The organism is Cellulomonas rhizosphaerae (assembly GCF_003470205.1).
Lineage (GTDB): Bacteria > Actinomycetota > Actinomycetes > Actinomycetales > Cellulomonadaceae > Cellulomonas > Cellulomonas rhizosphaerae.
Map to the genome: position 1 here is coordinate 1 of NZ_QWKP01000072.1, position 4,943 is coordinate 4,943.

Annotated in this window: 4 protein-coding genes; 2 read left to right on the plus strand and 2 right to left on the minus strand. The window is 73.9% G+C overall.

Annotation, left to right across the window (positions count from 1 at the left end; genetic code table 11):
- The coding region (locus tag D1825_RS01205; protein WP_233549551.1) for an acyltransferase family protein at positions 1-1,744 on the minus strand (1,744 nt) is incomplete at its 3' end.
- Positions 1,745-1,944: 200 nt separating this feature from the next.
- Between D1825_RS01205 and D1825_RS01210 the strand changes: the two genes are divergently transcribed.
- Entirely contained in the window at positions 1,945-2,154 is a 210-nt protein-coding gene (locus D1825_RS01210) for a helix-turn-helix domain-containing protein (RefSeq protein WP_118765693.1), read from the plus strand.
- Positions 2,154-2,684, plus strand: a complete 531-nt coding sequence (locus D1825_RS01215) for a Clp protease N-terminal domain-containing protein (RefSeq protein ID WP_118765694.1) — start codon at positions 2,154-2,156, stop codon at positions 2,682-2,684. Before D1825_RS01210 ends, D1825_RS01215 begins: the two co-directional genes overlap by 1 nt.
- A gap of 5 nt (positions 2,685-2,689) precedes the next feature.
- Here D1825_RS01215 and D1825_RS01220 read toward each other — a convergent pair.
- Positions 2,690-4,943 (minus strand): 3'-5' exonuclease (locus tag D1825_RS01220; protein ID WP_118765695.1); only part of this gene is annotated, 2,254 nt, incomplete at its 5' end.

Consider the following 4,943-nt stretch of genomic DNA (forward strand, 5'->3'; position numbering starts at 1 on the left):
GGTGGGTGCGGTCCGCGTGCAGGATGCCGGTGTGGTCGGCCGCGTAGGTGCGCCAGTCGGCGACCGTGACGTTGGAGTGCTTCGCGGCGAGCCGCTCGAGCTCGGCGTTCGCGTCCGGCACCCAGTGGCTGATGCCGTTGATGGTCACCACGACCACGTCCCGGTCCGGCCCGATCGCGTCGAGGATGTCCTCGAACGCCGCCTCGGAGCCCTCGAACTGGAAGCCGCCGTTGGTGCCGAAGTTCAGCACGACGACGGGGCGCAGCCTGCCGTCGGCGGCGGACTTCTCGATGATCGGGGCCGCGTCGATCCACTTGCGGATGGGTTTGGCGTCGATGCGGATGCCGGGGAACGCGTCGTACAGCGTGGGCGCCGCGGCCGAGAGGACCGAGTCCCCGAACGCGACCACCTGGTCGCCGGTGACGGGCTCGCCGGGCGCCTGGGTCGGCGCGGGCTTCGTCGGCGGCTTGGCGTTCTGCGCGTCGATCTGCTCCTGTGCCGCCTCGACGGCCTCCTGCGCGCGGGACTGCGACGGCGCCGTCACGACAACCACCCCGGCCGCGAGCACGACGACCGCAGCGATACCCGCCACGACGCGCGGCACCCGACCCGGCCCGGCCAGCGCGACCCGCACCCGGCGCCCGGTCTCGGCGAACCCGAGCCGCCGTACGGGCGTCTCGACCCAGCGGTAGCTCGCCCACGACAGCACCACGGTGATCGCCAGCGCGAGCAGCGCGGTGCGCCACCACGACGAGCTCCCCGGCCCGTCGCCCGCGAGCGCCGCGACCACCAGGATCACCGGCCAGTGCCACAGGTAGAGCCCGTACGAGCGCTCCCCCACCCAGGCGAACGGCCGCACCTCGAGCGCCCGCACGTAGCCCGACGGCTCGACCCGCGTGCACGCGACGACGGCGACGACCGCGAGCAGCGACGCCACGAAGATCCCGCCGCGGTAGGCGATCGCCTCGTCGGCCCCCATGACGAGGACCAGGACGCCCAGGCCGCCGAGCGCTACCGGCCCGGCCCACCGGACCGCGCGACGAGGCAGCAGCTCGTCCCGGCCGGCCCACGCGAACGCCGCGGCCGCGCCGAGGAGCAGGCCGAACGCGTGGGTGTCCGTGCCGTAGTAGACCCGCGTGGGGTCGTCGCCGGGCTGGTAGCGCACGGCCATGAGCAGCGCGGAGGCCACCGCTCCGGCGAGCGCGAGCCGCGCGCGGACGCGCCACGTGCGGCAGACGGCGAGCACGACGGCGAGCAGCAGCGGCCACAGCAGGTAGAACTGCTCCTCGATCGCGAGCGACCAGAACGTCTGGAACAGCTCGGGCTGCGTCGAGTCGAAGTAGCTCGCGCCCGCACCGATGGCGAGCCAGTTGGTCGAGAACGTCAGCGCACCGAGCACCTGGCGGCCTATCCCGACGAGCAGGTCACGGTCGGCCAGCGCGGCCGCGGGGATGCTCACCGCGACGACCACCACCAGCGCCGGGACGAGCCGCCGGGCGCGGCGGACCCAGAAGCGCGCGAGCTGCAGGCGGCCGCCGTCGCGCACCTCGCGCAGCAGCAGCGTGGTGATGAGGAAGCCGCTGACGACGAAGAACACGTCGACGCCGAGGAACCCGCCGGGGAGCTGGTCCGGGAACAGGTGGTAGGCGATGACCGCGGCGACCGCGAGCGCCCGCAGCCCGTCGAGTCCCGGGATCCGCCCGGTCCGGGGGCTCGCCTCCGCGTGCTGTTCAGGTGCGGGCACGCGATCGAGGCCAGGTCCGCTCCTGGACCTGCTGTCGATCGTCATGGCCACCCCACGGACCCGCTCGTCGCGCCAGCTCGTCCGGCCTGTCCGTTTCCCACGGTAGGTCGGTGTGCGCCGCAGACCCGGACCGCGCGCGGCGTGTCGCCGATGTCAACCACAGTTGACAACCCTTCCCGCGTCAACCTATGTTGACAGACATGTCCGACGACCTCCTCACCGCCGCCGCAGCGGCCGCTCCCGCGGACGGCCTGCGCGCCGTGCGCTCCCTGCACGAGCTGGCCGACCGGCTCGAGGCGCTGCACGTCGAGCGCGCCCGCGGGCTCGGCTGGTCCTGGCAGCAGGTCGCCGAAGCCCTCGGTGTCTCCCGCCAAGCCGTCCACAAGAAGTACGGAAAGAGGTTCGACTGATGTTCGAGCGATTCGCCACCGAAGCCCGCGACGCCGTCACCGGCGCCCAGTCCGTCGCCCGCTCCCGCGGCGATGCCCGCATCACATCGGCGCACCTGCTGCTCGCCCTCGCCGCCGAGCCGACCTCGGTCGCCGCGCTCGCGCTGTCCTCGCTCGGCGTCGACGGCCCCGCGCTACGCACGGCCCTCGACTCCCCGGCCGCAGGATCCCTCGACGCGGACGCCCTCGCCGCGATCGGCGTCGACCTCGACGCCGTCCGCGCACAGGTCGAGGGCACGTTCGGCGCCGGAGCGCTCGACCGGCCCGCGCCGTCCCGCGGGCGCCACATCCCGTTCGCTCCCGACGCGAAGAAGGTCCTCGAGCAGTCGCTGCGGGTCGTCGTCGCGGAGAAGTCCCGCCGCATCGACACCGGGCACCTGCTCGTCGCGGTGAGCCTCGTCGACGACTCCGCCGGCCGCGAGGTGCTGGCGCGCGCCGGGGTCACCGCCGAGTCGGCCCGCGCGGCCGTCGCGGCCACCCGGGCGGCCTGAGCGCGCTACAGCTTGGTGACGGGGGAGTACCGCAGCAGCAGCCGCTTGCTGCCCTCGCTCCCGAAGTCGACCTTCACGACCGCGTTCGGTCCCGCGCCCTCGAGCGCGACGACCGTGCCGAGCCCGTAGGCGTCGTGCGTGACCCGGTCGCCGATCGCGAGCTGCGGCAGGTCGCCGACCGCCCGCGGGGTCGCCGAGCCGAAGGTGGCGCCCGTCGAGGGCAGCGCCGGTCGCTGCTCGGCACGAGCGCGCGAGCCGGGGCTCGTGCTGTAGCCGCCCGAGCCCGCGCCGCCCGAGCCGTAGGCACCGGACCGCGAGCCGCCCGAGCCGAAGCCCGAGCCCCATCCGCCGCGGAGCTGCGACGTGGACGACTCGCGCCGCCGCCAGTCGATGAGCTCGTCGGGCAGCTCGTCGAGGAACCGGCTCGGCGGGAACTCGTTCGGCACGCCCCAGGCGGTGCGGATCGCGGCCCGGGACACGTAGAGCCGCTCGCGGGCCCGCGTCACGCCGACGTAGGCCAGGCGCCGCTCCTCCGCGAGCTGGTCGATGTCCTGCAGCGACCGCATGTGCGGGAACGTGCCGTCCTCCATGCCGGTGAGGAACACGACCGGGAACTCCAGGCCCTTCGCGGTGTGCAGCGTCATGAGCGTGACGACGCCCGGCTCCGGCCGCGCGGCCGCGTCGGACGCGTCCTCGGCGCCGTCGGGCGTGGGGATCTGGTCGGAGTCGGCGACGAGCGAGACGCGCTCGAGGAAGTCGGCCAGGTCGCCCTCCGGGTCCGACTGCTCGAACTCGGTCGCGACCGCGTGCAGCTCGGCGAGGTTCTCGACGCGGGACGCGTCCTGCGGGTCCTCGCTCGCGCGCAGCTCGGCGAGGTAGCCCGAGCGGTCGAGCACCGCACCGAGCACCTCGGCCGGGCCCGCCCCCGCGTCGGCGAGGACGCGCAGGTCGGTCATCATGTCGGCGAACGCCGTCAGACCCGTGATCGCGCGCGTGCCGAGCCCGGGGACCTCGTCGAGGCGGTCGAGCGCGGCCCCGAACGAGATCCGCTCGCGCTCCGCGAAGGTCGCCACCATCGCCTCGGAGCGGTCGCCGAGCCCCCGCTTGGGCACGTTGAGGATGCGGCGCAGGTTGACGTCGTCGTCCGGGTTGGCCACGGCCCGCAGGTAGGCGACCGCGTCCTTGATCTCGCGGCGCTCGTAGAAGCGCGTTCCACCGACGATCTTGTACGGCAGGCCCACGCGGACCAGCGCGTCCTCGATCGCGCGCGACTGCGCGTTCGCCCGGTAGAACACCGCGACGTCGCCCGGGCGCACCGCGTCGGAGTCGCCGAGCCGGTCGATCTCCCCGACGATGAACCGTGCCTCCTCGCGCTCGTCGTCCGCGACGTACGCGACGATCTGCGCGCCCTGACCCGAGTCCGTCCAGAGCCGCTTGGGCTTGCGGCCCGGGTTGCGGCTGATCACGGCGTTCGCGGCCGAGAGGATGGTCTGGGTCGAGCGGTAGTTCTGCTCGAGCAGGATGGTGCGGGCATCCGGGTAGTCGGCCTCGAACTCCATGATGTTGCGGATGGAGGCGCCGCGGAACGCGTAGATCGACTGGTCGGCGTCACCGACGACGGTCAGCTCGCCGCGCGGCACGCCGACCGGGGCGGGCTCGTCGGGGTCGCCCGCCGGGGGCTCGTCGGCGTCGAACAGGGACGTCGCCCGGCCCGGCTGCGGTGCGGGCGCCGCGCCGAGCGGCGCACCCGGGACCAGCACGGAGCGGTCGCTGCCGACCAGCTCGCGGACCAGCACGTACTGCGCGTGGTTGGTGTCCTGGTACTCGTCGACCAGCACGTGCCGGAACCGGCGGCGGTAGTGCTCGGCGACGGCCGGGAACGCCTGCAGCAGGTGCACCGTGGTCATGATCAGGTCGTCGAAGTCGAGCGCGTGCGCCTGCCGCAGCCGCGCCTGGTAGCGCGTGTAGACCTGCGCGAGCGCGGCGTCGAAGTCGTTCGCCGAGCCGCCGCCGGACGTGCGGGCGAACTCCTCGGGGTCGACGAGCTCGTCCTTGAGCGAGGAGATCTTGTGGGCGAGGGCCTTCGCCGGGTAGCGCTTGGGGTCGAGCTCGAGCTCGCGCGCGACGAGCGTGAGCAGGCGCTGGGAGTCGGCGGCGTCGTAGATGGAGAAGCTCGAGCGCAGCCCCAGCGTGGTCGCCTCGCGGCGCAGGATGCGCACGCACGCCGAGTGGAACGTGGAGACCCACATCCGCCCCGCG

Coding starts and splice junctions, on each gene's coding strand:
- D1825_RS01210 (WP_118765693.1), top strand. CDS start 1,945: ATGTCCGACGACCTCCTCACCGCCGCCGCAGCGGCCGCTCCCGCGGAC.
- D1825_RS01215 (WP_118765694.1), top strand. CDS start 2,154: ATGTTCGAGCGATTCGCCACCGAAGCCCGCGACGCCGTCACCGGCGCC.